Origin of the sequence: Vibrio sp. 99K-1 (assembly GCF_013114585.1) — a bacterium.
Classification (GTDB): Bacteria; Pseudomonadota; Gammaproteobacteria; order Enterobacterales; family Vibrionaceae; genus Vibrio; species Vibrio chagasii_B.
This window is the reverse complement of sequence record NZ_VTXF01000044.1, coordinates 1-24,775: the sequence shown is the minus strand read 5'-3', so window position 1 is coordinate 24,775 and position 24,775 is coordinate 1. Positions and strand designations below refer to the sequence as shown.

Sequence of the window (24,775 nt, the reverse complement as noted above, 5' to 3'; positions counted from 1 at the left end):
GGTTTGGAGTAGAGCTATGTCATTAAAACAACAGGACATATTTTTACAAGCGATGGAGTTCATTATAGATGCTGTAGCACTCAGCACTGAAGGTGAAAGCAGAGCTGATGTAGGTATTTATTTGATGGGTTTATTGGTTGCAGACCAAAGAGAAGAGTTGAAGCCTGAAAAGTTAGCCGCAATAAAGCAGCTAATTGAAATGGCTGATGGTGGAGATAGCCCTGAATTTAAACTTTAGAGGATTGATAACTGTTGTTTTAGTTCTTGGCGCTGATCGGGTGCCAGGGCTTTAACCATTTCAAAAGCTAACTGAGAAGTCGTTTTAGCCGAAGGGCTAAGAGTATGACTGAAGGTTAGGTTCATCACGAAAGAGTGGCCACATTCGGGGTCGCTACAACTACAATATAAGTCGCTATAACCCGCTGAAATACGGTTTGATTTCTGTATGCGGGCTTTCTCGCCACACTCCGTGCAAACTACTCTCATATAACACCATGAACCTATCGAAATGAAAGGTCCATGGTACTAAATTATGGTGATGATTTATACAGCTATACAACTGAGATACTATTTCCGCTCACAGCTTAGAGATTGCTATGTTTGGTGTTTCCAATTGTTATACTTGATCTTAAAATTGCCTTAAATAATTGATTAGAAGGAATTACATTCTCTTTTCATTCTATCCAGTTAGTGCTGGAGGCTAGTTACATCAGGGGGAGTGAGGCTTTGTATTGTGTCTCTTTGTTTGACATGTTTCACCGTATGAGAGGGTGCGCATAAATTTTGCAAAATTGTGCATACGAAGTAATTAATAATCAATTTGAGGGTGATACTCGTCTCGCGTACTTGTTTGTTATTGAGCGCGGCTATTAAAGTATGATTGACGTTTCACTTTACTGTAGTTAGCGTTAAACGGATGTAAGCCAAATTACTGCAAAAGGGAGAGGGTTGGATGGGATTTAATGAAGAATTAAAAGAGCTTGAAAAGAAATTTAGTGGAAAACAAAGAAAGCTAGTACAGAAAATTGAACTACTTGTTAATCAACAAGTAGCTGAAGGGTTGGTTGCTTTACAACATGTAGAAAGAGTCTCGAAAACTGAGATAGAAGTAATTGCAAACATAATCTCCCAGTTTAGCCCTTTAGAAATCTCTAGTTTCAATTGCTCTCCGAGAAGCATGGTTATTAGTGGAAAAACATCAAAGGGGCATCTTGTAAGTATTGAGCCACAATATAAAGTAGATAATAGCAATCCTAAAGCGCAACCTTGGGCAATTGATCTTGTTATTGAACTTTACAAACCTGTTGGCGTGGACCTGGTTTACATAGGAGCGCTTGGTGTCGAGTATGATGGATTCGCAACTCATTATTTAGAAACTAAGGTTAAGAGCACTTATAGGCGAGATATAACAATAGCTGAACAAACTGGCATTCAGTCGATAAGGATCTCTCCCGGGCACTGGGACAATGGCAATGGCGCAGAAGATATAAAGAAAGCAATAAAGAAGTACTTCGAGCACCTAATTAAAATAGCTGATTCTTTACAACAAAGTACGATTAACGCTGTTCAGCTTAATCGCTCTGTCCAATCAAGACACGATGGACTAGAACGTGATACGACATGTCCTGTGTGCAACGGTAGAGGGCGCTTAGCTGGGGACGAATGCCCAGTTTGTCATGACACTTGCACAATAAAAGAACATATTGCTGCGAAGCTAGACATTTCAGAATACGAAAATATTAAGTGTCCTGTTTGTAATAATATCTCACTAGATTGTAGTACTTGTGACGATAAAGGCTATATCAGTAGGGAGAGAGCTTTGGAGTGGTGACAAGAGTGAGCCCTTGGCCACCGCTTACGGTGGCTTTTTTGTATATTGACACAGCCCACCAAAAACACAACTAACCTACGGAAAACGCACTCCTCCTCCCCACCTGAAGCGTTTTCGATCTCATTTTTTCGCAATTCTATTTCAGTGAAATTCAGCCGCCGCTATGGAAGGCTAACAAGCCGCTAGCCCTTTAGGAATAACGGGGCTTGCATTAAGTTAGTAGTGCTCAGAATGGCTTAAAGAGTGCCTAATAAAATTGCGAAGAGTGCAAAAAATTGAAAGGAATTGAAATTCTGACGATCAGTGTTGATCTGGTTGGTTTTTCTAACTATCTGAAATATATGTATTTCTGTGTTTTAGGTCGATTTTTTAATGATCGTTTGTGTTTTGTGACGATCGTTTGAGTTGTTTCTCAGCCCTTATGAAGAAAGGGCTGAGCGTAAATTGCAGTCAAAAACGTAATTGCAAAAAACATCATGCTACTTAGGCCGCGACATTGTCCAAATTGAAGGTTAAATGCAGGTGTTTGGGTACTTCTGGGTCGCTGTTCACTGCATCCATGAACATTTCGCAAGCGGGTATCACTTCATTTTTACAGTAAACGTAATCGAATTTAATCGGGTCACCACGAGTGCCACCATTGGGAATGATAGCGGCCAGTTCAACAGGGAAGCGGTGACCGGTGATCACCTCTTGCGCGGTGACGTTTTTAATTTTCTCGTACTCATCTTTTGTCGCAATGTCGCCAACGGGTATCAATTGAATCCCTTTCTCGTTGCCGTTTGGAATGTTGATGAACATCGAGCGGAAGTTCCCCACGCCACGGCTTGAAGCCATCTTCTGCTTTAGGTCTTCCTCATCGTCTTTACTCAAGTTCGGGTCAGTCGCATAGAAGATAAAGCCCATGTGCAAACCGTTTTTATAGTAACGGCGACGGAACGTGGTGGAGTCCTGGCTAAGCAAAGCAGATTGAACACAACCAAGGTAATCCGGTCCACCGTAGACTTGCTGCACTGGGTCATATTGTTTGATGAAAATGATGTCTTCTTTCTTGTAACTCTTCTGTTTGTCGTCTCGCTCTAAGAATGCGAAGTCACCGTTCTTACGTTTACGTAAATACATCGTAGGGATAGGCCATAGCCCAATGACTTTACCAAAGTAGTTACGAAGCTTAAGCAGGGCAGTGTCACCAAATTCTAAGAAGTCATGTACGGCTGATTGCATTTGTTGCTTCTGCATTCCACCTTGGGTGTAACGGCCCGCAATCATGTTACGGCGAGCCATTAAGATAGAACCGTGATAAGCGTTAGCCCGAGTCAGTTTATTCAAGCCCGCCCTATCGAGTGGTGGTTCCCAGTAGTTCCCGTCTTCGTTGTAGTAAAGCTCGTTGTATTCGTAGTTGGTGAAATCACGGTCCATGATTTCTGGCTCACCAAAGCTAAACATCAAGCTTTCATCATTAGCGGATTCTTTCGTGATTATTTCTGTTGTCTGTTCAGTCATTGATTTACATCTGCCAAGTTGATTTACGTTTTTCAGAGTGATCGAGCGGCTCATTAATGCAGGCATGGGAAATCGCCCAAAAGGCATCGGCATGCCCGGTTAACTCGCTGCGCTCTGCTTTGAAGGTCATGTTGTTGCCACTATTTGTGGTCGCTCGCTTGATAGCCATGAATGCCATAGCGATATCTTTGTGCTCAGCATCAAATTGAATGCGGTTGGCTTCGACCACATCAATCATCTTCATCACCAACCGGTTCTTACTTTCATTGCTGTATTGAATAGCCACGGTTTCACGTGGGTGTTTCTTGTTGATCAAGTCATAGACACCCGCGCCAATGCCTGTTGTATCAATGCCCAAATAGCTTACGTTATAACGCTCAAACACTTTTGATACTTGCTGCGCCTGGTACTGAAAGTTCAAACCTCGCCAGTAGTGTTTTTCAAGTACTCTGAATTTTTCAACGGCAACAATGGGCGGTGCTACCACAACTAAACAAGCATTGTCTCGAGTTCGGCTTGGGTCGTAACCTAACCAAACTTCACGGCGTTCGAAGGGGTCTTTGTCATTTGGCTTGAAGTCTTGCCACCGGCTAATGTCCACCATGGCTTTTTCGAGGGCTGAGAACTTGAAGACGGAGCTGGCGCCATCAACGAAAATACACATAAACAGATTATCAAAATCGTCTTTGCTGTATTCGTCGCGCAGTTCATCAATATCAAAAAGCTGACAGCCGCCTGCAGCCGCATCTTCAATTGTGACTATGTAACGCCATTGCTTATCTGGGCAGAGTCGACCGCCATCTCGGTATTCGTCAAAGGTAGGAAATTCAATATTGGTGCGGGTATCACGGCCTCTGCGCCATTGGTCACCGGTCCAAAATGTGTAAGCCTGGTGTGTTTTAGCGGAAGGGGTCGAGAAGTAGGTTTTACGCCAGTTCTTATGAGTGGCCATAGCTGACGCGAGTTTGTTCAGCTCATCGAATTTCGGGATCCAGAAATACTCATCCACATAAACATGGCCATGATAACTTTGCGCGGTTTTTGAGTTGGTGGATAAGAATCTGAGCTCAGCCCCGTTAGAGAGAATGATCGGGTTACCCGTCAATTCAACACCTAAAAATTCTTCACCAATCGCAATAATGTAGCTTCTGAATACTTCGGCCTGGGCGCGAGAAGCGGATAAGAATATCTGGTTATCGCCAGTCAAAATCGCATCTTCTAACGCTTCGCCACTGAAGTAATAGGTGGCGCCAATCTGACGAGATTTAAGAATATTACGCGTACGTTGGTGCAGGTTGTTACGCATCGTGTGCTGATATTCAAAGAGTGATTCATGCCAAGTCGCGAAGTTCTCTTTGGTCAGCTCAACAATGTTGTTCTTCTTTTTACTTTTCTTCTTTTTCTGCTTGTCGTCAGACTTATTAGAACGCGAGCTTTTACCGTTAGTTTTAGCTACAGGTTCAGTTTCGTTAGATGAGTGTTTCTCTCCAACTGGCTGAGCTTGTGCATGGAATTTCTTAAGTTGTACGTGGTGCTTGATGAGCCTATCAAGCATATCGAGCTGGCCTTTGGTTGGGTTTTCTAGCTCAAGCAGGGTTTCAATTCTACGCGCTATCGATTCATCAATCGTTTGCTCGCGCAACATATCACGCCATCCAAATTTGTCAGCCCAGTGATAAATAATTCTGGTGCTGTTCAAACCTAATTCGGAAGCGATTTCATTGGGCGTCCAAGCCTTTAAATAAAGGGAACGGGCCGCGTGTCGTGTTTCAGGAGAATATGCCATGGGCCAATCATACGCCGAGGTAACAACCTAAATTGCATAGCAAAATTCGGATGGGTTCGGATACGCCCTGTATCCGAATTAGTCGGAATTGAAGTGGCTGAAACGGGTAAATCAAAGGCGTATTGTGAATGCCAGAAACACCTAACTGACAAATTAATACTAGGTAAAAAACTCAAATGGCAAAAACCAGTGATTGGAAAATTGTAGCAACAGAAGGGCCGACGGTTGATGGTCGTAAGATCACCCGAGAATGGCTCATGCAGATTGCAGAAAATTATGCCTTGAGTGAATACACAGCTTTGATTTGGCCTGAACACAAACGCTTTGCAGGTTACGGAAGTAACTGGGGCAAAGTGCTTGCCGTAAAAGCTGAAGAAGTGGATGGGAAAATGCGCTTGTTTGCCAAACTTGAACCTAATCAATATCTACTTGAAGCCAATAAGCTTGGGCAGAAGCTGTTTACCTCCATAGAACCCAATCCAGACTATAAAGGGCAAGGAAAGTGCTACCTGATGGGATTAGCCGTGACCGATTCCCCGGCGTCGTCTGGTGTTTCATTACTTCAGTTTTCGCGACAAGAAGGTCAAACCACAGAGCTGAGTTGCAGCCAACTGGAAGAAATCAGCCTTGATGAGTGTTACTCAAAAACAGACCGATTCTTTGCCTTGTGTAATGCCTTTTTCAATTCTGGTGATGAACAACCAGAGCCACAACCTGATCCTGAACCAGAGGAAGAAGAAGTGACCGAAGAACAATTCAAAGCTGCGATGAAAGAGCAGTTCGGCATTATGAAAGGTGAGCTGAAGGAGGAACTCAAACAAGAGTTTAACCTACAAGCGCAAACACCTAACGAACCCGAAGCCAAACCCGAAGGTGAAGTTCAAACGTTCTCTTTGGAGCAGTTCTCTAGTGAATTAGAGAAGCAGCTTGTTCCTGTAGCCGAGCAAGTACAAAACCTTGAAACCCAGTTCGCGAAGCTTAAGCAAGAAGTCCCTGGTCAAAAGCCAGGTGAAGAAGGCAACGGCGGCGAATCAACTGTGGAGGTCGTGTAAATGCTTAATGCAGTATCGACTCAATTTTTAGATGAATATTGCCAAGCCGTAGCAAAAGCGGGCGGCGTTGTAGATGCGTCTAAGCAATTCAATATCACGCCTGTGATGGAAACGAAGCTTCGCCAAGCCATTGTTGAATCCGACTCTTTCTTAAACCGTGTTTCGAATATCTCGGTTGACCAAATTAAAGGTCAAGTGATCGATGTGGGTGACAGTGGTTTGCTGACAGGTCGAGTTAAAGACGGTCGTTTCATGGGCTCTCTTGACCAAAGCGGCAATACCTACGAGCTAACCGAAACGGACTCAGGCGCTCATATCAACTGGATCACGATGACAATCTGGGCGAACTCGGGTGGTAAGGGGCAGTGGATGAAGCTGATGAACAACGCCATCACACGTAATTTTGCCTTAGATAAGCTGCGTATTGGTTTCCATGGCACCTCCATTGCGGGTGAGAGTACGGATCCTAAAGCAAACCCAATGGGTGAAGACGTTAACAAAGGCTGGCTTCAACTCGCAAAAGAGAAGGCACCGGCTCAAGTCTTACCTGCGGTGAAATTGGATTCGACAGGGGCAACCGAGGGTTCATATAGAAACCTCGATTCACTGGTTAACGATCTGATTAACACTACTATCCATGAAGTGCATCAAGGCGACCCTGATTTAGTGGTTTTGATTGGCCGCAACTTAGTAGCCGCAGAGCAGCATCGCTTATTGGAATCGGCAGAAGTACCCACCGAGCACAAAGCCGCGCAGAGCTTGGCTAAGACCGTTGCTGGTAAAACGGTGTATACACCGCCATTTTTCCCGCCGGACATGATTTGGGTAACGAACTTAAGCAACCTGCAAATCCTGACTCAAAAAGGAACGCAGTGGCGTAAGTCTCGTAATGAAGAAGACCGTAAGCGCTTCGAAACGTCATACCTACGTATGGAAGGTTACGCGGTGGGCAATTACCACAAGTTTGCAGCGATTGAAGAAGTCACTGTCATTGTGCCAGCCGCAGGTTAAGGGGAAGACATGGCCAGTCCATTAGCGAAGTTGCGCCAAGAAGCCTTGGCAAAACAGCAAAAGCAATCGACACCTGAGACACAGTTTGTTGCTAATCCTAACAGCCTTCACCTGCTTTTAGCTGAACTCGAAAGCGATTTGAAGGTGCTAAAAACCTTCAATCGTAAGGATGAAAAGGTGAACCACAAACGTGAAGTTTTGGTCCCTAAATACCGTGAAGCGATTGAAGCTTACCTCGCTGGTGACGAGCAGTTCGATAACCCGCTATTCACTCAAATGGTAATTTGGCTCTTTGATATCGAAGATCTAGAAACCGCCATCAAGTGGTGTGATATCGCTATTGAACGCGGGCTAGATACACCAGAACGATTCAAGCGTGATTTTGCCACCTTCTGCGCAGACGAAGTCTTGGCTTGGTCAGAGCGTATGGCAGACAAAGGCCAATCGATTGAGCCTTACTTCTCCCAGGTATTTGAGAAGGTCACCGACGACTGGAGCATCAACGAAAAGCCCACGGCCAAATGGTTGAAGTTCGCGGGCCTGTACCTACTGCGTAACGATGAAGGTAAGCCTCATGCGGCCTCTGTCGGAGATGTGCCGACGTTACAGAGAGCGCGAACTCATCTTCAAAACGCGCATGAGCAATACAGCGCGATTGGTGTTAGCACCATGATCGATAACATCGACCAACGTATCCGAGCTTTAGAGAGTGGCGACAACCTCTAGCTTAAAACAGCTCCTATGCCACCGCGCCTCGACTGACGAGGAAGAGCAAGTGATTCATCACCCTGCTTATTCCGTCGACTCAGTGGCTAGAGGCGCCCTAATTAACTGCAGTAGAAAAAAGGTTGAATCATGAGCTTTGGCGGGAAAATGGATAAAACGAGTGACCAAGCCATACCTGGTGAAGGTTGGCCAAGCTTATCGACCGATGAGTTTCGCCAATTACGCCGTATTCCGCATACGTTTGATAACGACTCTATTGCTGCGGCCATCACGATTGCCGCGCTGAATATTCAAGAGAAGTTAGAACGCTTGTTGGTTGATGGTATTCCGCCATCAATGAGCATCGCCAAAATCACATTGTACAAACGTGCAGTGTATGGCCGAGCTCACTCTGAATTGTTACCAGAGTTTGCGACGCAAGACAGGCGTAAAGAAGGGGACAACGCGGCGATAGATGAGCCACAACAGGCGGCACGTTTCCTAGCTCAGAGTAATAAAGATGTCTCTCAATTGCTCGGGCGCAGTGCCAATGGCATTGATTCGATATGAGCGACACGGTTTACAACAAAACCAAGCTTGAGCATCTAACGGATTACATCGTTAGTCACCTCAATAGCAATGTGCTCGATAACAAGATTGATGCGTGGCAAGAAAACGGCTCGATAGTGCCAAGTGGTGAAGACCGTGGGAACGGTGGGTATATCGCTTGTTTTTGGAAATACAACGCGGTGATCTCGGTTGAGGAATTCCCTCACCAATTACTAGACCCACGCTGTTTGTTGGCTCTGATTGCTTGCTGGCTCAGTGACCATGAAGAAGAGCGTAACGAGCAAGAGCTTGCAGACCCGACTTTATCAGTGGATGTGATCAGCAGCGAAGCGGCCGATGTGAGTATTGAACTAGAACTGATGGAACCGATAGAACTGGTACCTGATGAAGCAGGAATGATCACTTGGCGCGGGACTCGATACCGAGTTCAAGCCGTTGAGATTTATACCGCCGAAGAAGCGGAGTTGGTGAATGAAGCCGACAGTTAATGTCAATCAAAGGGATGTGCTCAACTTGCAAGAAAAGCTTGCCATGTTAGCGCTTCCACCCAGAAAGCGTGTTTGGATATTGAAAACCCTAGGGCGCTGGGAAAAAGCCAAGACTCGAAAGCGCATTCAGCAACAAAAAGACATTCACGGCCAAGCCTTAGCACCGAAGAAACGGAATAAGCGCGGAAAAGTCATGCGACGTATGGCCAAGGGGTTGACCCCCTATGTAAGAAACGCCAATACGCTCGACCTAACTTGGAGCAATCCGCTCACCGCAAAAATTGCAGCCAGGCATCACCTTGGTCAAAAACAAAAAATGACCAAGCGCCAAATGCAAAAGCGGTGGGGAAAACCAAACTATTCTGCGCCTTGCTCTAAAGGGCAAGCGAGAAAACTGAGGGAACTGGGTTACACGGTCCCGCGTAAGAGTGGCAAGGGAAGGAAGAAACCCACACTCAAGTTGTTGATGGCTACCGTAACCCACGGGCAAGCAGGACAAATTATTCGTGAGTTGAGCAATCAACCGAGTGTGTCGACTTGGGATATCCCCTTAAAAGAACGTCAGATATTAGGCAGTAAGGAACGCGAAGTCACCCGCCAACTCATCACCATTTTTGAGCAGGCCAGAAAGCGAAAATAAGCGAGGAAATAACCAATGGCAACCGGAAAAGTAGAGGTTAACAACCTCAATTTAGGGCAAGGCGGGATCCCAGAAATTGAACGCCACCTGCTTTATATCGGGCGTACCGATAAAGCTGAACTGCAAGGCAAAGTCACGCGTGTGAATAACATGACCAACCTTGATGAGGTCGTAGCCGATGACGCTCTGGGCGCTAACCTCAAAGCGGCGCAGCTCAATGGGAAACAGAACTGGACAGGCGCCGTGTTTGGTCTCGCTGAAGGTAAAACGTGGCAGGAAGCGGTTGATATTGCTAATCGCACGGACTCGTTTGAAGGGGTTTGTGTGGTGGACATTGTGACCAGCAAAGCAGATTTTCAAGCGATGCAAAGTAAAGCGACTGAGCTCACCAGCAAGCTTGGCCGTTGGGTGTTCTTCTTAGCTGCGTGTCCTGGCATCGATAAGAGTAAGCAAACTTGGGCGAAATACGAAACCAGTCTATTGGCGTTAGTGAAAGATGTGTCGGCCAATATGGTGACGCCTGTGCCGATGCTCAATGGCAATAACATTGGTGTGTTGGGTGGGCGCTTGTGCGATCGAGCGGTGACTGTCGCCGACAGTCCAATGCGAGTAGCAACGGGCAGCGTGTTGGGGCTTGGTGAAATGCCTATTGATAGCGCAGGTAAACCACTGGAAATGAGCACCATCGCAGTGTTAGCCGATGCGCGTTATTCATTGCCGCAATGGTATGCCGACATGGAAGGGGTGTATTGGACAGACGCGACTACGTTGGAAGCGAAGGGCGGGGACTATCAATATCTAGAATACGTTCGTCCGGTTCACAAACTGAATCGCCGCGTTCGCATCAAAGCGATCCGCCGTATTGCTGACCGCATTCTGAATTCAACGCCACCGAGTATCGAACTTAACCGCACTTACTTCAGCAAAGACATGCGCGATATGTCGAAGACCACGGAGATTGGTGGCATTCCGTTCCCTGGTGAAATCATGCCACCAAGCGATCAAGACGTCACCATCACGTGGCAAAGCAAAACAAAAGTCGTGATTGGTTTGATGGTCACGCCACACAACTGCCCGAAACACATTGTTGTGAACATTGGGCTTGATCTCTCTAACCCTGCAGATACGGAGGCGTAACCATGAGCATGCGTATTTCTGGCAAGAACATGCACTTTTCAATGGGTGACTACAAGCTCACCGCGCAAAAGGTCACGCTGTCGATTGAAGATAATTCTGCCGTCAACAAAACCAATGGTGTGCCTGACGGCTATGTCGATGGTGATGTGGCCGCCAGTGGTGAAATGGAACTGACCACGCAGCAATTTAACCGATTAGGCAAAGCCGCTAAAAGCGCCGGCTCTTGGCGCGGTATGCCGGACTTTGATGCCTTGTTCTACGGCAAAATTGATAAAGACGAATTGAAGATTGAAGCCTTTGGTTGTCGTCTGAAAATCTCAGACTTACTCGATGCGGATTCCAATGGTGGCAGTGCATTAGTCCATAAGTTGCCGTTCGAAGTGACCAGTCCAGATTTTGTGAAAATCAATGGCGTTCCATATTTGCGCCCAGATGAAACCGAAGATTTGGTTCAGTAACGTTTGCTCAGTAAGTAGGGATTGAAATGTCTGATGTTATTGACCAAGCCAGTGGCTTTGAAACCCAATTCACAGAAGTGGCGCTTACTAACCAGTTGGCAAGGGCTAAGCACGTTAACCAACGGGAAAGCGCACAAAAATGCGGTGAGTGCGGCGACCCAATACCAGAAGCTCGCCGCCAACACATACCAGGGTGCCAATATTGCACTCAATGCCAAAGCGAATTGGAGCGAATGAAACGATGAAGCACTATTTGATGAAACGCCGTTACTTTGAGCATGGCACCTATTCGTATCTCTATCGCCCTGATGGTTCAAAAGTCTGTTGCATGGTTGAACGACCAATGCTCAACAACAAGCCAAGTGAATCTTGCATTGTTGAAGGCACTTACGACCTTTTGCCGCATCAATCGCCACGCTTTGGCCACTGTTACGCAATAGAAGAGCCAATGTTAGGCGTCACTCGCAGCGGGCCAAGCCTTCGAACTCATGTGCTGATCCATAAGGCCAATAAACCGAGTGATCTGCAGGGGTGTTTAGCACCCGGTGTCGATTTTGGTTTCGTCGGAAATGAATGGGCCGTTGTCAATTCTAGTCACGCTTTCAAAGTGTTGATGGCAGAGCTGAACGGCAAACCAGCCAAACTCACCATCGTTAAGGATTAAATCATGTGGGACAAAATTAAATCACTACTTGGTAGCGCAGCACCACTGATTGGCACTGTTATCGGTGGCCCTGCAGGGGGCGCGGTTGCAGGAATGGTCGCCAGTGCACTTGGAGTGGACAGCAGCCCAGAAGCCATTGAACAGGCACTTATCAATAACCCAGAAGCGTTATTGAAAATTAAACAGCTAGAGTCTGATGAACGGGTAAAGCTTCGTGAATTTGCCTTTCAACATGCTGAACTGGAAAGTGAAGAACGTAAGCTTGCCATAGCCCAACAAGCCTCAACAATGAAAGTCGAAATGACGAGTCATGATCCATTTGTCAGGCGTTGGCGTCCTACTTGGGGTTACACCTTGTGTTTGAGTTGGGCGCTGATGTTCTTTGGACTGTTTGTTGTGATGATTATTGAGCCAAAAGAAGCGGCCAATGTCGTCAATGCCATTGTCGCGCTGACACCATTGATTTCTGTTGCTCTGGCTGTACTTGGTGTGAACATCCACAAACGTTCCGTAGATAAGCAAATCACAGCGGGGCAAAAGCCGCTTAGCCTAATTGGTGGACTAAAGCAGGCGGTAAAAGGGGGCTAGATGGACCCGACTTGGTTATCTGCGCTGGTCGCCCTTGCCACTTTGTTGGTGATGTTGATCGGTGCATTGATTAGCAAGCTGTTTTCTCTTTCGAAAGAGCTTGCTGATTATAAAACCCATGTGGCGGAGAGCTACGCCACCAAAGAAGAAGTTAAGGATGGTTTTGAGCGACTTGAGCGTCAACTTGAAACCGGACTCACTCGAATTTATGAATCATTGAAGCGAGAAGCAGCATGACAAAATCCATTGTTTTAACCGTTGGTACAACCGACCTTGAATTCAACCCAACACCGGCGGAATACGACGAAGCGCAAAATACCATCCTTTCGGGTGATGCAAGCGCGGCAGCACACAACTTTTTGATGAGCTGTGTGAGTGAAGGTTCAAAAGACGCACTGCGTGAGATGACTAATGAGAACGCAGGTGCAGCAATGCAGATTTATGGTGCGGTTCTTAAAGAGTACACGCCGAAGCTTGTTATCTCCGTAAAAAAATAGATGCGCTTGTCGCGGCCATTGATGGCAGTGACAGGCAAAAGATGTATGCGTGGCGGCGTAAGTGGCTACCCGATGCCCCTGATACTGACCAAAATCTTGCCTATGCGATTTGGTTAGAGAAGAACCATTGGGAAAACATGCAAGCTGTTACCGCAAGTGGGGTGGCCAAAGCCTTTGGCGCCTAACTCTAATCAGCATAAAGAGAGTGGTTGATGTTACCTGAAGCGCTCAGATTTCAAGTTGGATTGATTGACCAGATATCAAAACCTCTGGGCAACATTCAGCGCCAAATATCCGATGTCACGAATACCTACAAACAAGGTACTCAAACGATGGTTTCGGGCGTGGCTGGCATGGTAGGCGCAGGTTTTGCCCTGCAACAAGCGTTAACGCCAGCCATTGAAATGGATAGAAAGCTCGGTGAAGTCAAATCACTCGGCGTTGCTGATGACCAACTCAAAACCCTTGCTCAAACGGCAATGAAATTCTCTGTGGATTATGGCAAGTCAGCCACGGAGTTTGTGGCCGCTTCTTATGATATCCAATCCGCGATTGCTGGATTAGGAGGTAACGAGCTGTCTGAGTTTACGAGAGCGTCAGGTGTGCTCGCGGCTGCAACGAAAGCGGATACTGGAACCATCACCAATTACGTTGGGACCATGTATGGCATTTTTCAAAACTCGGCCAATGAAATGGGCAAAGCGGATTGGGTGAACACGCTAGGTGGTCAAACGGCCAGAGCTGTGCAGATGTTCAAAACAACCGGCGCTGGTATGTCTTCTGCGTTTACTTCGGTTGGAGCCGCGGCGACCTCTGTTGGTGTCGGCATGACCGAGCAAATGGCCATTCTCGGTACGTTGCAAGCCACGATGAGTGGCAGCGAAGCGGGCACAAAATACCGTTCGTTCCTAGCTGGTACCGCAAAAGCCCAAGAAGCATTGAACATGCAGTTCACTAATGCTCAAGGGCAGATGCTGCCGATTGTCGACATTCTTAACCAAATTAAAGGCCGTTACGGTGACACGATTTCGGTGGCAGAAGCGGCTGAACTGAGCAAAGCGTTTGGTACCAAAGAAGCGTCGGCCATGATCCAGCTACTTATGCAAAATACGGATGGTCTTGCCAACTCTATTTCTGAACTTGGCCAAGTTAAGGGTTTGGATGTCGCCGAACAAATGGCTGGCGCCATGACCGACCAATGGGAACGGCTAGAGCAGGGCGTGTTTGCTGTGCGAACGGCCTTTGGCGCTGCGTTGTTGCCTGCGCTTTTACCTGTGGTTTCCAGTTTGTCCGATGGCGCGATGGAAATCATCGAATGGACACAGATGTTCCCAAATCTCACCAAATACATTGGCTTTGCTGGCGTAGCTCTTTTGGGCTTGGTGGCTGCAGGTGGCCTGTTGACCATGATATCTGGCGCTTTGAAAGTGGCTTGGGCAACGATGACTTTAGGTGTAGGCGTGACCAAAACCGTCACGGTGGCGATGTGGGGATTATCAAAAGGGGTGATGGGCGCTACGTGGGCGTTCTTGAAACTGTCGGTGGCGTTACTGGCTAACCCTATTTTCTTAATTGCTGCCGGTGTTGTGGCCGCCATTGCTGCAGTGGGTGCCTTGATTTACTACTGGGATGATCTGAAAGCTTCGTTTGGTGACACGGCTTGGTTCCAAGTGTTAACGGTTTTATCCGCTCAAGTTCGAATGCTATTTGAAGTGATGAAAGGCGGCTGGCAATGGGTGATGAGTGGTTTCTCTGATACCAGTGGCTTTGATGGCCTATTCACGATTGTTGATGAGGTTCGTGCTGTGTTCGCCAATCTGTTTGGTTGGATTAGTGAGAGCTTTGGCAGCGTTCTTGAAACGGTGAAAGGTGTTGCGGATTGGATTCCGGGTTTCGGTAGTGATGATGAATCTTCCACTGTGAAATCCAAGTCAGTGAAAAGCGCAACGCCTTACGCACAAGTTCAGCCCGGAGGCGCAGCCAAGAGCATTGCAAGCTATCAAACCAGTTCGACCAATTACGGTGGTGTGGCGATTTACCCAACGTATATGTCTAGCCCTCAAGACATGGCAAGTGAACTCGAAATGGCGGCAGGCTAATGGCGAATTTTATCTATCAAGATTTGTTAATCGAAAACGGTGATGTGGTGTTGGATGCAGGCCGAAACCCTGTGTTGATTCAAGACCGTGCCGTGATCGCCCAAGACATTAAACACGCCATCATTGAAAGCAATTTGGCTGTAGAACTTATCGCAGAGCGCAGCCCATCAAAGAAAGCGGATATTCGCACTCGGTTGGAACTGTTGGTTGAAGAAGATGTGCGATTGGTACCAGGAACGGTGAGGCTTGAAGAGCCAAGCGAAGGCACGATTTATATTTTTGCCACTACGGCAGACTTTGGTGATGTGACTTTTGATATTACAACTTCGGAGATAACAAATGGCTGAGATTCCAAAACCGGATTATTCAGAGCTGGTTAAGCAGTCGGGCATTCCTACCGATTCGGCAAGTTGGAAAAAAGTGCTGAAAGATGAAATGGCCAAGGAAGAGTGCATTATCTCTAATGATTCGCTTTTTTCCCCGTTCTGGCGATTGATTGAATCTGCAGTGGTGCAAGTGGCCTTGTGGCTTATTAATACGTTATTGGTGGGTTACGTTCTGCCGAATATGTTCTTAGCAACGGCGGTTGACCAATGGCTAGATTTGCTTGGTTGGCAGTGCAAACTTGACCGAAAAGGCGCAACCAAAGCTAAAGGGTTTATTGCTTTTCAACGTGCGGCAGTGAAAGGCCCTGCGTTAGTTATCCCGATGGGCGCTTGGATTCAAACCGAGCCAATTAACGGCAAAATTTACCGCGTTCGTGTGCTTGCAGATACCACCATGCCAGAGAACGAAACCATGGTGATGGTGGAGACGGAAGCCGAAGATGAAGGGGCGGCTTATAACTTGGGTGAGGGTTATTACCACATCTTACCCACGGCTATTTCTGGCATTGCGGCAGCGATGAACCCTGCCGAATGGTTAACGGAAGCCGGAGCCGATAAGGAAAGCAACGATGAGTTTCGCCTTCGTATTCGTAACCAGTGGAGCGCGGTGGCTAAGTGGCATATTGATGCGGCTTATCGTGCTTTGCTTACAAGCCGTGCGGGTATCAACGACGACAATGTGTATTTTCAACATAACGCACCGCGTGGGCCGGGTACCGCCAATGCGTATATTTTGCTTGATACGGGTGAACCTTCAAGTGAGATGCTTGTTGATCTGAATGAGTATATTCGAAGCCAAGGGCAACACGGCCACGGTGATGATCTGCAGGTGATGGCATTGCCAGAAACAGAAGCGAATGTGGTGTGTCGTATTTGGCCACAACGTTCTTTGACGATGGAAGAACGGGAAGCGCTTCAAACTTCAGTTGAACTATTCATTGGCGCGGCATTCCGTGAGAATACTGATTACTCACCAACCGTAACTAACCCGCTTTTACGTTTTAGTTTCTCAAGGCTTGGGCAAGAGCTTCACGACCAGTTTGAACAAATAGAATCTCTCGAGTTCGATAATGACGACATCATTAATGATTTGTCGGTACCACGCATTAAAACGTTGGGGGTGTCGATTGAAAATACCTGAGATTAACCTTCGTTACTGGATGGGCCGAGGCGAAATAGCCAAGTTTGCCCGAGCAATGCGTAATTACTGGGGGCATGTGAAAGCGGCGTTCGAAATGCCGTTGCAACAACATGACCCACTGATCGCACCGATGGCGGTTGTGTATGTTCTGGCTTGGGAGCGTGGCGTTGAGAAGCTAGGCCAAGAGCCGGAAAGTTTGTTTCGAATCCGTGTGGCGCATGCTTATGGATTCTCGCGTGATGCGGGTTCGGTGGCGGGTTGGGAGGACATGTTTGAAAAGTTGGGGTATCCACACATTGCTCAAGATGAGCGATTAACCAATGTTGATTGGGATGTGATCAGCCTAAAGATTCAAGATGGTGACTTAACCCACGTTCCTAAGTTACTCGATACGGTGATTCGCCAATATGGCCGAACGTGTCGCCGTTATCAATACACCAGTTATGTAGAAATGCCGTTGGCAGCGCGCAGTAAAACGATTGAAGCGCAATACACAACGTCACATGTAAAGACCCGTATAAACGTTGGCATGTTACCGAATATGTTGAATGTCGACTGTGAATATTACCAAGCCACTGCGAAAGGCTAAGGATTTAGAATTAATGGCAAATGTATCTGATAAATCAATTTTAACCGCAGCAGGTAAAGCGCTATTGGCGCAGCTTAATGCGGAAGAAAAGGCATTGGTCATCGATAAGATGATTTTTGCTAATGTGCCAAACCGCCCAGAATACCCGCAACCGGATGATGTGGTACCGACTGATAATGTGGTTCATCAAGCTGCCGTTGAGCAACGTGGCCGACTTTCGGAAGATTCGGTAATTTACAGTACTACGCTTGCCAGTAATGAAGGGCCGTTTGAGTTCAATTGGACGGGCGCTTATTGTTCTGAATACGGTGTTTTAGTCACGATTGATCACCATTCACTGACGCCAAAAACGGTCGATGAGCCGGGTGTTTCGGGTAATACGTTGGTGCGTTCGGTTGTCCTTGAGTACAAGGATATTGCTGAAATCACCAATATCACGGTGGACGCTTCAACATGGCAATACAACGCAACACCACGCATGAAGAAAATGGACGATGATGTAGCCCAAGCGAACATCGACCAAAACGGCAAAGATTGGTTTATCGAAGAAGGTTTCTTGGTTACGCCTCAAGCCTCTGCATTCAGTATTAAAGCGGGTGCCGGTTATGTGTCAGGCAACCGTGTCGCCTTAGATTTTGATCGCAGCATTCAAGTACCGAACAAACCATCTTTCATTTATATCGATGCTCACCGCGAAGGAACGCCAACAGGTGAGCAAGTTACGTTGTTCAACTTCGTTGTGTCTGCAGATGAGAAAGACGATTACATCGACTCTTCAACGGGTAAGGATGTGCCGCACTTCGTTTGTAAGATTGCGCAGGTGTTGGGTGATGGGAGTGTTAGTGATTTGAGGCCGGAGGGGGAAGGAAGAAAGTGGACGTTGGGGACGGTCGAACGTGGTGAGATGACATACAACGGTGTTCGAAGTGTTAAAGACCGATTAGCTGAGAAATTGTCAATTAAAGATTTCGCTGATCCCAATGTTGGTCTTGTTGGAGTGGGTAACGCTGAAGCAGATACGGTGGCATTTGAAGCGGCCGCTTTGCATGGTGGCGAAATCAGACTCCCTCCAGGAGACTACCATCCACTTAAATATTTTACTCTGCGGAATAACCACACTAAGTTCGTAGCCAATGGTGATGCAAACCTACATTGGAAGGGGGCTGATATTGATAATTATGATCGTGGTAAGGGTATTTTTCATTATCAAGGTTCGGTTGATGTGTTTGAAGCAGCGGCAGTGACCTCCAATTTAGAATATGGCTCAGACACTATTGAAGTTGATGATGCATCTCGTTTTGATGATCTTGAATATGTCCTTGTCGTCGCTACAGTGAGCGGAAACAATGAAATTGGGTTATACCCTAAAGTTAAGATCATGGCTAAAGTCATGTCGGTCAGTAACAACACAATCAAAATAGGGTACCGATCTGGATACACGTTTTATTCTAATGAAATAAAATTGTATGGAGCATATCCGGTTATGGGTGGGGGTGTTGAAGGTGTTAATCTTATTGACGAAATGGAAGCGACTCCGTCCCCAAATACAACAACGCCCGCACCAACTGCTGAGCGAGAAAGGGCCGTTAGTTTAGTTAGTTTGGCCGTAGCTGCAAAAGTAAAATGCAAGAACTTGACAGGTGAAGGAGCTAAATACCCTCTGGTTGTCGGGTGGACGGTGACTGATTGTGAAATTGACAATGCCGAACAAAATAACCCTGTATGGTTTGGTCCAGGTGAAGGATATGGTGTACAAATAAATGCTGGCTTGCGTTGTAAAGTTAAGGGGATGAATACTCTTGGGTGTCGTCATAATACCGATTTTACGCAGTCAGCATATTGTTCGGCAGAAGATTGTTTTGATGATGCAGCCAAACAAATTCCGTTTATTACGCACGGTTTGTATGAGCACAATATTACATGGAGAAATTGTACTGGTGCGTCATTTAGACCTGCATCAAGTGGTTATAGTTTTGGTAATTTCGCGCACTCGCTGTTAGTTGAGAATTGTAACTTTGCTGATGTTGATGGTTGGGCGCTCGATATTACATTCCAGAACTCAACAATTGATCGTTTCGACCTTATAGCAGGAGAAGTGAAATTTAAGGACACGACAGTTTATAACTTTATTCGTTCAGACTGGGATGCGCGCCTTAAAAACCATAACTCTAGGATAGGAAGTACATTAAAAAATACATTCACGATTGATAGAGATAGTGTTATATCGTCAAAATCAGCTAACAATCTTACTATCAAAGGATATAACAAGCTTTACATTGACGGCACAACGAAAGGTTCAAATAGTGCAATTCTAGAAGTGTTCATTGAGGACTGTTCGAATACTTGGTTAACGGGCCATGTTGACGATTCAAAATATCGATGGATTGGGAAAGCATCACTAATTAGTGTCGCAAAAACTAAAACGTATCTTACTTTACCCGGAGGCGGTGCTATTTATTCCACGAGAATATTAGAATCTGCCGTTGATGATATTGTGCATGTATTCATTACTGATAATGTGATGTATGGAAACGCGGCTGTTTCTGAAGACCCAAGCAATCAAATGCGACCTTATCAATTTGTCGCCTTTGGGGAGACTGCCAATGTAAACTTAGCTATGAAGATTGGCGGGAATGCCTTACATGGATTTGCTCATGCCGCCAAAATTATCAACAACCCTGATGACAATTACACCATTGTAGAGATCATGAAGGATAAAGAGTTTCTCACTGGAGGAACGCCAGAAACCACAGTTGATGGTGTTTTATGAGCCTAACCCTAAACGGCACTCAGCTACCATTAAAGAACCTACGCATTAGCGTTCGTCAGCAATTGGCCGGACAAGACATGTCCGGCCAGACCTCTGCAACCGACCAAGCGGAAACGGGCAGCAAAGGTAAAATTCTGAGCGTGAAAGGCGTGATCCCATTTACCAAAAAGCAACTGTTAACCAACCTGTTCAGCATGGCAGACGCGCAAGAAAACCAAGCAAGAACAATCTACCGTATTAGCAATAAAACGGCAGAAGCTTTGAAGATGCGCCAAGTTAAGTTCCAAGGCTCAATCCGAGCCGAGGAGCAAGACACACACCGCCAGTGGAGCGTGTCATTTGAATTGGTTGAACACCTTTCTGTTCCTGAGCGAGTAGAACAACGCCAACCGGACAAACCTGCAGCACAGCAAAAAGTGCAAGGTGTGAATACACCAGTGGATGCCGGACAGAGTGACGATGTACCGCCAGAAACCGAAGTCGAATTAACGGGTTTCTTAAAAGTCCTTAAAGCGGCTGATAACGCTTTGGGCTAATGGTGGACTATGACAGCCAACAACAAATTTTTGTGTCGTGCTTACCTTGGCAAAGACAAAGCCAAGGCAAAAGACCACCGCATAGTATTTAGTGAAAATACGCCGGGTCGATGTGAGCTGACGATAGAAGGGAATCCAGACGCCAACACCATTGTGGCTGTCGATATTGGTTGGGGCGATTCAATAGACCGAGTATTTCTTGGTTACATTGAGCGTGTTCAACCTGCAGAAAAAGGTTGGTCTAAAGTGTTTTGCCGAGAGCTCTCGGCAATTCTTTATAAACCACTCAACATTTTCATGCGTCACCCAACACTCATGCAATTACTAAGTGAAGTCACCAATAAAACGGGGCTTCAATTTGTGGTACCAGAAAAGGCTTACAGTAAATCGGCCATACCTTGTTTCTACAGTGACGGCAACGGATACCGAGTTATGGACGAACTAGGCCAAGCGTTCAGCATTGACGATTTGTTTTGGCAGCAACAAGGTAATGGCCAAATATACGTTGGCAGTTGGAAAGATTCATTTTGGGCGAATAAGTCGGTACCTATCCCAAATGAACTAATGACTAACCACACGGCCAACAAATCGGTAAAGATACCGGCTATCCCAAAACTCAAGCCGGGCGTCATGGTTAATGGCCATAGGTTAGTTGGTGTGGAGTTTGAAAAAACGGAGGCAAAGCTAACATGGATGTGAACGTTATTAAGCGAATCATCTTTAGATTGTTCCCCGAGTTTACAGGCCAATGGCATTTGCCAAGGTGGGGAAAAGTTGTGGCATTGCCCGAGCTACCAGAAGAGGGCGATTTATCTGATCGCTTTTATCCTCATTACGCTGTCGATGTGAAGTTACTCGATGAGAAGGGCATGGAATACGAAGACAAACCGCCACTGCAGGCGATACCACTTCCCGTTCCCGGTCTTGGTGACCGTGCTGGACGACTTGAACCACCTGCAGTTGGCAGCATCGTTGAAATAGGGTTTATGTTTGGGCAACCGGACAAACCCTTTATTCGTTGTGTTCTTCCGCTTGGCTTCAAGCTACCGGGCATTAAAGAGGGCGAAAGCCGATACCAACAACGACCAGGTGTTTATCAGCTAACCGACAAAGACGGCAACTTTGAAAGAAAGACAGACCAAGCCGACAAACTTGAATGCCTAACTCAACAAATCAAAGTGCTAGAGAATCGAATAGCTGAGATTGGTGGCAACCATAGCGAAACCGTCAAAGGTAATAGAACCATCAAAGCCAAGAACATCACAGAAGATGCCGACACCATAAAGTTCAATGGTGGCAAAGGCGTTTGTACTGGCGCAAGCATTTGCCCGTTTATGGGTAAACCGCATGTGGATGTATCAACAACCGTTTACGCAGGTAAGTAGCAATGGCAATAAGCAAAGGCTCATTAAAGCAAAAGATAGAAACAGAACTGAAAGCCAGAGGCTTCGTGCTTGACGGTGAATTTGCCATGGCTGGCATGATGGCCGAAGCCATCGCCAATGCAGTGGTGGATGAGATAACCCAGAATGCAGAAGTTAAAGTAACAGGTGGCAGCTCAGCAGGAAACTACAACATCTTGTGAATTATTTAATGTATACTTTGCGGTAACATTATTGGAGGTTTAAATGAATCAAAGGTTTACCGCGTTAGATAGTTTTCGGGGGATCTGTGCTATCGCCATTGTTGTTTTTCACACCCGGATAGCAGGAAGTATTACTGAATGGGAATTCTTCCGTAATTCTAGCGTGCTTGTTGAGTTTTTCTTTGTCCTTAGTGGCTTCGTTATGGCTCATGTGACGATGAAGAAAGACAAGGTTTTTTTTAAAGAGTTTATGGCATCACGGGCATACAGGCTTTATCCACTTCACATTTTCATGCTCCTTGTTTTCATTGTCTTTGAATTCGCTAAACTGGCAGCGGTTAAAGTCGCAGGGTTTGACTTCAATACTGTGCCCTTCACCGCCGAGAGAGGCATTGCAGAGCTTATACCTAATGCGTTACTTGTACACTCTTGGACCAACCTTACTTTGTCTGGGTCGTTTAATTACACGTCATGGAGCATTTCGGTTGAGATGCTGCTTTATTTAGTTATTTTTTTCACGTGTCTGGCGGGAAAAAATAGGAAGATTTTTTGGGTTGCCGTTCCTCTTCTTGCAGTGGTGTTCAGAGATATACTTCCCAGTGGAGTGTATCGGGGACTAACTTGTTTTTTCCTTGGTGCGCTGACTTATGTCGCCTATTTACGAGGCATTCGCTTCCCAGAACGACCGCTTCTTGCCAGTATATTAGAGGTCTCAATAGTTGTTGCTTCCGTCTGTATTGTTTCCTCTGGGGTAGAAAATTCAGGTGAAATTGCAACAGCTCTTTTTGCTGTAACGGTATGGGTTTTCGCCCATGAGAAGGGTGTAGTTTCAAGATTGTTGCGTTTGCCAGCTTTCACATACCTTGGCACCTGTTCTTACTCGATTTATCTAACCCACAGCGCCGTTCTGTTTGTTGCTATCTCAGCAGCCCAGGTGGCTGACAAAATATTGAAGACACGGGTAAATACCCAGATTGACGGAACTCAGTTCCTTGATCTTGGAAGCTTACTGGCCAATAATGCAGCACTGGGATTAATCGTGTGTATTGTGATAGCCATCTCCAGTATCACGTACAGGTTTATAGAGAAGCCAGGCATCGAGGTTGGTAGAATGAGAGCAAAGGCTTTCAAAGATAGAGAGTTGAAAACGGCTTAGATCCAGTTTCCCGGAAAATTCCGTCATAACTGACCCTACATATAACAAAATGCCCACTCATAGAGCGGGCAATGTCTGCATAATACCTTAAATTCGTAGATGTAAAATCAATGGAAGTTACTCGATCTTTAGCACCTCGCCAGCATATTGCTGGCGGAATGTTATTTGTCTTTGAACTTTTATATATATCGCGTTCACACCTTTTCGCCGCCTTTAAAGCAGTATTAGTAATTTCCTCATAGTTTTTGTAATCATGACTACCAATCCATAGAGCTGTACTTTAATAGAGAAATCATTCGATCACTCTTGCTGAATTTTTGAATTACTCTTCTGATGTGGTATTGCATACGCAAAAACAAAAGTGGCGACACAAAAATGTGTTGCAACTTCATCGCCAAAATTCACTTCCTTTTAAGCTAAATTGTTGATTTAAAATACTTATTTAGTTCGATTGATTTTGCTTGTGTAATTTGAAGCAACTAGAAAGCTGTTGATGATATGAGAAGGGGCAAGTAATTAAAGTCATGGGGGGGAAAGAGCGTCTAACATAACTGGAATGTCATAAACTCTTCGCACTTTATTTTCGCCTGATCAGTAAGGCACGTTCGTCAGCGATAAGATATGATTTGTCCGCTTTCTTTCACCTTCGACCGAGTCTTTATCTTTATTATGAGTTGAAAAATAGTCGTACATACTATTCATCATTTCATTAGCTATATGGGGAGATGAGCGTTGAAGTGGGCTTGAGTTAAACACTCTAAATTTGATAGCTGTTTGGTATAGAGGCCAACCGCCTTGACTTGCACGCACAGAGAATGTGAGTTCCGACTCGATGCAATCCATTAGTTGACTGTTACTGCCAGTGTATGTATCAACGTCCCATACAAAGAGGATATAGGAACTTCCGCTACTAGCCCATTTATATTGTTGTTGAACTATACCAGGGTAAAAACGTTTATGAATTGCCTGTTTAGTTTGGCCAACATAAATGACTGTACCGTTGCTTTCAGGGTATGCGAGAAGGTAAATTTTTCCGCCTTTCTTTATGTCACCTGCTATAAAACCTTTGGTACCATCTTCAGCCTCAACGTCGTAATCTAAAGTGTCACTATTACGGCTCTTCATTGTTAGTTTATAGACGTTTGGCTTTTTGTAGTGATTTAGCATTGTGTGACCTTCAATTATTATTAGCGAGATTTTAACACATGCTGTTTGGTGGGACATAAACTATTTGAGCTGTGAATAAGCTAGCTAAGGGACTTATTGAATTCTAGTGGCGGCAAAAATGGCGGCATTCATTGTAAAACAGCGTTATTCATGGGGATAAATCGCCACTTACTACTGTTTTTATATACACTAAAATCGTGTTAAGTTATTGATTAAAATGTAATATTGCTTGTTTTTGTTAAGTTCTACGGCATGTCTTCACAGTCGGCTATGGACAAGCACTCAGGTGGTGTTGCTAAGTACCGTGCTGCAGAAGGTAAAACTGTTTTACTTCCGTTCCGTGGTTCAGTTCACAACACAATTTCTGACATCCTTGGTGGTGTACGTTCAACTTGTACATACGTAGGCGCAGCAAA

30 protein-coding genes and 1 pseudogene are annotated in these 24,775 nt (G+C 45.8%); 27 read left to right on the top strand and 4 right to left on the bottom strand.

The genetic code is table 11. The features are described from left to right. The first annotated feature begins 16 nt into the window (after window positions 1-16). Entirely contained in the window at window positions 17-238 is a 222-nt protein-coding gene (locus F0228_RS24075; RefSeq protein ID WP_171762922.1) for a hypothetical protein, read from the top strand. Here F0228_RS24075 and F0228_RS24070 read toward each other — a convergent pair. Continuing rightward, entirely contained in the window at window positions 235-486 is a 252-nt protein-coding gene (locus F0228_RS24070; RefSeq protein WP_171762921.1) for an ogr/Delta-like zinc finger family protein, read from the bottom strand. The genes F0228_RS24075 and F0228_RS24070 overlap by 4 nt on opposite strands. Window positions 487-952: 466 nt before the next feature. Between F0228_RS24070 and F0228_RS24065 the strand changes: the two genes are divergently transcribed. Continuing rightward, window positions 953-1,831 carry a hypothetical protein gene (locus tag F0228_RS24065; RefSeq protein WP_171762920.1) on the top strand — a complete coding sequence of 293 codons (879 nt, stop codon included), beginning with the start codon at window positions 953-955 and terminating at the stop codon, window positions 1,829-1,831. A 483-nt stretch (window positions 1,832-2,314) separates the two neighbouring features. On the opposite strand, the gene F0228_RS24060 is transcribed toward F0228_RS24065, so the two are convergent. Together F0228_RS24060 and F0228_RS24055 are read right to left on the bottom strand one after the other, a co-directional pair. Further along, window positions 2,315-3,334 carry a phage portal protein gene (locus F0228_RS24060; RefSeq protein ID WP_171762919.1) on the bottom strand — a complete coding sequence of 340 codons (1,020 nt, stop codon included), beginning with the start codon at window positions 3,332-3,334 and terminating at the stop codon, window positions 2,315-2,317. Window positions 3,335-3,338: 4 nt separating this feature from the next. After that, window positions 3,339-5,120: a terminase family protein gene (locus F0228_RS24055; RefSeq protein WP_171762918.1), complete on the bottom strand. Its 1,782-nt coding sequence runs from the start codon at window positions 5,118-5,120 to the stop codon at window positions 3,339-3,341. A 176-nt stretch (window positions 5,121-5,296) separates the two neighbouring features. Between F0228_RS24055 and F0228_RS24050 the strand changes: the two genes are divergently transcribed. The 24 genes from F0228_RS24050 to F0228_RS23935 all read left to right on the top strand — a co-directional run bounded on the left by F0228_RS24050 (window position 5,297) and on the right by F0228_RS23935 (window position 23,192). Beyond that, window positions 5,297-6,172, top strand: coding sequence for a GPO family capsid scaffolding protein (locus F0228_RS24050; RefSeq protein WP_171762917.1), 876 nt, complete (start codon window positions 5,297-5,299; stop codon window positions 6,170-6,172). Next, entirely contained in the window at window positions 6,173-7,183 is a 1,011-nt protein-coding gene (locus F0228_RS24045; protein ID WP_102265388.1) for a phage major capsid protein, P2 family, read from the top strand. Window positions 7,184-7,192: 9 nt separating this feature from the next. Beyond that, window positions 7,193-7,909: a phage terminase small subunit gene (gene gpM / locus F0228_RS24040; protein ID WP_171762916.1), complete on the top strand. Its 717-nt coding sequence runs from the start codon at window positions 7,193-7,195 to the stop codon at window positions 7,907-7,909. A 129-nt stretch (window positions 7,910-8,038) separates the two neighbouring features. Then, window positions 8,039-8,458, top strand: a complete 420-nt coding sequence (locus F0228_RS24035; protein ID WP_171762915.1) for a head completion/stabilization protein — start codon at window positions 8,039-8,041, stop codon at window positions 8,456-8,458. Then, the gene (locus F0228_RS24030; RefSeq protein WP_171762914.1) at window positions 8,455-8,946 is read left to right on the top strand and encodes a phage tail protein; all 492 of its coding nucleotides are present in this window, start codon (window positions 8,455-8,457) and stop codon (window positions 8,944-8,946) included. The genes F0228_RS24035 and F0228_RS24030 overlap by 4 nt, the downstream gene beginning before the upstream one ends. After that, window positions 8,930-9,586 carry a virion morphogenesis protein gene (locus F0228_RS24025; RefSeq protein WP_016796845.1) on the top strand — a complete coding sequence of 219 codons (657 nt, stop codon included), beginning with the start codon at window positions 8,930-8,932 and terminating at the stop codon, window positions 9,584-9,586. The genes F0228_RS24030 and F0228_RS24025 overlap by 17 nt, the downstream gene beginning before the upstream one ends. A 15-nt stretch (window positions 9,587-9,601) precedes the next feature. Continuing rightward, window positions 9,602-10,723: a DUF2586 domain-containing protein gene (locus F0228_RS24020; protein ID WP_016789675.1), complete on the top strand. Its 1,122-nt coding sequence runs from the start codon at window positions 9,602-9,604 to the stop codon at window positions 10,721-10,723. Between the two features lie 2 nt (window positions 10,724-10,725). Further along, window positions 10,726-11,181: a phage protein gene (locus tag F0228_RS24015; RefSeq protein ID WP_016788149.1), complete on the top strand. Its 456-nt coding sequence runs from the start codon at window positions 10,726-10,728 to the stop codon at window positions 11,179-11,181. A 26-nt stretch (window positions 11,182-11,207) separates the two neighbouring features. Further along, on the top strand, window positions 11,208-11,426 hold the full coding sequence (locus F0228_RS24010; RefSeq protein ID WP_016798808.1) for a TraR/DksA C4-type zinc finger protein: 219 nt from the start codon (window positions 11,208-11,210) through the stop codon (window positions 11,424-11,426). Beyond that, window positions 11,423-11,845 (top strand): DUF5675 family protein, encoded by a 423-nt coding sequence (locus tag F0228_RS24005; protein ID WP_016798807.1) that lies wholly within the window; start codon window positions 11,423-11,425, stop codon window positions 11,843-11,845. The genes F0228_RS24010 and F0228_RS24005 overlap by 4 nt, the downstream gene beginning before the upstream one ends. 3 nt (window positions 11,846-11,848) lie before the next feature. Next, the gene (locus tag F0228_RS24000) at window positions 11,849-12,433 is read left to right on the top strand and encodes a 3TM-type holin (protein ID WP_171762913.1); all 585 of its coding nucleotides are present in this window, start codon (window positions 11,849-11,851) and stop codon (window positions 12,431-12,433) included. After that, on the top strand, window positions 12,434-12,670 hold the full coding sequence (locus tag F0228_RS23995) for a hypothetical protein (protein WP_016788153.1): 237 nt from the start codon (window positions 12,434-12,436) through the stop codon (window positions 12,668-12,670). Then, entirely contained in the window at window positions 12,667-12,930 is a 264-nt protein-coding gene (locus F0228_RS23990; protein WP_016788154.1) for a putative phage tail assembly chaperone, read from the top strand. Before F0228_RS23995 ends, F0228_RS23990 begins: the two co-directional genes overlap by 4 nt. 41 nt (window positions 12,931-12,971) lie before the next feature. Further along, entirely contained in the window at window positions 12,972-13,115 is a 144-nt protein-coding gene (locus tag F0228_RS23985) for a hypothetical protein (protein ID WP_016788155.1), read from the top strand. A 27-nt stretch (window positions 13,116-13,142) separates the two neighbouring features. Continuing rightward, on the top strand, window positions 13,143-15,029 hold the full coding sequence (locus tag F0228_RS23980) for a phage tail tape measure protein (RefSeq protein WP_171762912.1): 1,887 nt from the start codon (window positions 13,143-13,145) through the stop codon (window positions 15,027-15,029). Then, complete coding sequence (locus F0228_RS23975; protein WP_171762911.1) at window positions 15,029-15,376, top strand: DUF2590 family protein; 348 nt, start codon at window positions 15,029-15,031, stop codon at window positions 15,374-15,376. Before F0228_RS23980 ends, F0228_RS23975 begins: the two co-directional genes overlap by 1 nt. Beyond that, the gene (locus tag F0228_RS23970; protein WP_171762910.1) at window positions 15,369-16,556 is read left to right on the top strand and encodes a baseplate J/gp47 family protein; all 1,188 of its coding nucleotides are present in this window, start codon (window positions 15,369-15,371) and stop codon (window positions 16,554-16,556) included. Before F0228_RS23975 ends, F0228_RS23970 begins: the two co-directional genes overlap by 8 nt. Beyond that, window positions 16,543-17,145 (top strand): phage tail protein, encoded by a 603-nt coding sequence (locus F0228_RS23965; protein ID WP_171762909.1) that lies wholly within the window; start codon window positions 16,543-16,545, stop codon window positions 17,143-17,145. Before F0228_RS23970 ends, F0228_RS23965 begins: the two co-directional genes overlap by 14 nt. 13 nt (window positions 17,146-17,158) lie before the next feature. Then, window positions 17,159-19,915, top strand: a complete 2,757-nt coding sequence (locus F0228_RS25885; protein ID WP_253820330.1) for a phage tail protein — start codon at window positions 17,159-17,161, stop codon at window positions 19,913-19,915. Continuing rightward, window positions 19,912-20,451, top strand: a complete 540-nt coding sequence (locus F0228_RS23955) for an adenine glycosylase (protein ID WP_171762908.1) — start codon at window positions 19,912-19,914, stop codon at window positions 20,449-20,451. The genes F0228_RS25885 and F0228_RS23955 overlap by 4 nt, the downstream gene beginning before the upstream one ends. Window positions 20,452-20,460: 9 nt before the next feature. Beyond that, complete coding sequence (locus F0228_RS23950; RefSeq protein ID WP_171762907.1) at window positions 20,461-21,150, top strand: hypothetical protein; 690 nt, start codon at window positions 20,461-20,463, stop codon at window positions 21,148-21,150. Further along, window positions 21,141-21,836: a hypothetical protein gene (locus F0228_RS23945; protein ID WP_171762906.1), complete on the top strand. Its 696-nt coding sequence runs from the start codon at window positions 21,141-21,143 to the stop codon at window positions 21,834-21,836. The genes F0228_RS23950 and F0228_RS23945 overlap by 10 nt, the downstream gene beginning before the upstream one ends. A gap of 2 nt (window positions 21,837-21,838) precedes the next feature. Next, window positions 21,839-22,036 (top strand): hypothetical protein, encoded by a 198-nt coding sequence (locus F0228_RS23940; protein ID WP_171762905.1) that lies wholly within the window; start codon window positions 21,839-21,841, stop codon window positions 22,034-22,036. A gap of 43 nt (window positions 22,037-22,079) precedes the next feature. After that, window positions 22,080-23,192 (top strand): acyltransferase, encoded by a 1,113-nt coding sequence (locus F0228_RS23935; RefSeq protein WP_171762904.1) that lies wholly within the window; start codon window positions 22,080-22,082, stop codon window positions 23,190-23,192. A 591-nt stretch (window positions 23,193-23,783) separates the two neighbouring features. Here the strand turns inward: F0228_RS23935 and F0228_RS23930 are convergent. Continuing rightward, window positions 23,784-24,359, bottom strand: coding sequence for a hypothetical protein (locus F0228_RS23930; RefSeq protein ID WP_102265374.1), 576 nt, complete (start codon window positions 24,357-24,359; stop codon window positions 23,784-23,786). A gap of 234 nt (window positions 24,360-24,593) precedes the next feature. Between F0228_RS23930 and F0228_RS23925 the strand changes: the two are divergent. Further along, a pseudogene (locus F0228_RS23925) lies at window positions 24,594-24,775 on the top strand (IMP dehydrogenase); the annotation flags it as partial.